Origin of the sequence: Rubrivivax gelatinosus, from assembly GCF_016583785.1 — a bacterium.
GTDB classification, from domain to species: domain Bacteria; phylum Pseudomonadota; class Gammaproteobacteria; order Burkholderiales; family Burkholderiaceae_C; genus Rubrivivax; species Rubrivivax gelatinosus_B.
In genome coordinates this window covers 1-1905 of sequence record NZ_NRRU01000208.1, presented here as the reverse complement: position 1 = coordinate 1905, position 1905 = coordinate 1, and the positions used below count along the sequence as shown (strand labels likewise).

Below are 1905 nucleotides of genomic sequence, written 5' to 3'. Positions count from 1 at the left end.
ATGTCCAGGCGCTGCTCGAGCAGCACCTGGACATCACCCGCGTCGCGACGCTGGCGCCGGGCAGCACGCTGGACGACAGCGAATGGGCGCGCCTGATCGACGGCGCGCCGGCCCAGGTGCGCGAGCTGCTGGAGACCGAGGGTTATTTCGACCCGACGGTGATCCTGGTGCGCTCGGTCGGCAACGTCGGCGAGCGCCACGTGCGGCTGGAACTGCAGCCGGGGCCGCGCACCCGCGTCGCCAAGGTCACGATCGAAGTCGAAGGCGCGCTCGCCGACGCCGCCGACGGTGGCCAGGCGCATGCCCGCGAGGCGCTGGCCGACCTGCGCCACCACTGGGCGCTGCCGGCCGGCCAGGCCTTCCGCAACCCCGACTGGAACGCCGCCAAGTCGGCCGCGCTGGCCCGGCTGCGCGCCGCCGGTTACGCCGGCGCCAGCTGGAAAGCCACCGCCGCCGAGGTCGACACCGCCGCCCACACGGTGCAGCTGGTGCTGGTCGCCGACAGCGGGCCGCTGTTCCGCTTCGGCGAGATCGTCGTCGACGGTCTCGTCGTGCACGACACCCGGACGGTCGAGAACCTGGCCGGCTTCGCAGCCGGTGCGCCGCTGACCGAATCGGCGCTGCTGGACTACCAGGAGCGGCTGCAGCAGGCCGGGCTGTTCGACAGCGCCGCGGTCACGCTCGAGCCCGACACCGCGCGCGCCGATCACGCTCGCGTGCTGGTGCACGTGAAGGAAGCGCCGCTGCAGGTCTACACCTTCGGCATCGGCGTCAGCGCCAACACCGGGCCGCGGGCCTCGCTCGAACACGCCTACCGGCGCGTCTTCGGCTACGCGCTGTCGGCCAGCAACACCTTCTCGCTGGCGCAGAAGAAGCAGACCTGGGCCGGCGAGATCAGCACGCACCCGGGAGAAGACTTCTATCGCGACCTGATCGGCGGCACCGTCGACCGCGAGGAAGGCAGCGAGGACATCGTGCTGTCGCAGCAGCTTCGCCTGGGGCGCTCGATGGACACGCAGCAGCTCGAGCGCCTGTACTACCTGCAGGCCGAACGTTCGGCGCGCACCACGACCACCCACGACAGCGTGCACACCAACACCATCGCCTACTCGATCAACCACCACAACGTCTGGCGCCGGCTCGACAGCGTCGTGCTGCCGACCGAGGGCTACTCGCTGTCGCTGCAGGCCAGCCTGGGCCACGCTCACGGCAGCGCCGGCGATACCGGGCCGTTCTCGCGCCTGTACGGCCGCTTCACCGGCTACCTGCCGATCGGGCGCGCCTGGTACGGCAGCGCCCGGCTGGAGCTGGGCCAGGTGGTCAAGCGCGACGCCGTCGCGGTGCCGGACTCGCAGCTCTTCCGTGCCGGCGGCGACGACTCGGTGCGCGGCTACTCCTATCGCAGCCTGACGCCGACGGTCAACGGCGCCGAGTCCGGCGGTACCTCGCTGCTGACCGCCAGCGTCGAGCTGGCGCGGCCGATCTCGGCGTCCATGCCCTCGGTCTGGGGCGCGGTCTTCGTCGACGCAGGACGTGCGGCGAACGGTTTCTCGGGCTTCAACCCGGCGATCGGCTCGGGCGTCGGCGTGCGCTGGCGCAGCCCCGTCGGGCCGCTGAAGCTGGACCTGGCGTATGGGCAGGAGACGCAGCAGGTGCGGGTGCACTTCAGCGTCGGGATAGCTTATTGATGCCCCCAAGCTCGCTAGCGCTCGCTACCCCCCGAGGGGGCCTCACCCGGACATGGACCGTCCGGTGGACGGGCCATGCCTGGCGAGGGGCCGGGCCACTGGCCCGGCGCGGCCTGCAAGGCCGTCCGCCAGCGGACCGGCGGAGCCGGTCCGCGGCGGGAAGCTTGGTCGCGGGTGCGGGGATGGTGGCGGGGTCGTGGCGGTCTTGGGGCGCGGG

1 protein-coding gene is annotated in these 1905 nt (G+C 72.3%); it reads left to right on the top strand.

The genetic code is table 11. The annotated features are described in order from the left end of the window. Window positions 1–1688 (top strand): autotransporter assembly complex protein TamA (locus tag CKO43_RS25370; RefSeq protein WP_200380407.1); only part of this gene is annotated, 1688 nt, incomplete at its 5' end. Window positions 1689–1905: the final 217 nt, after the last annotated feature.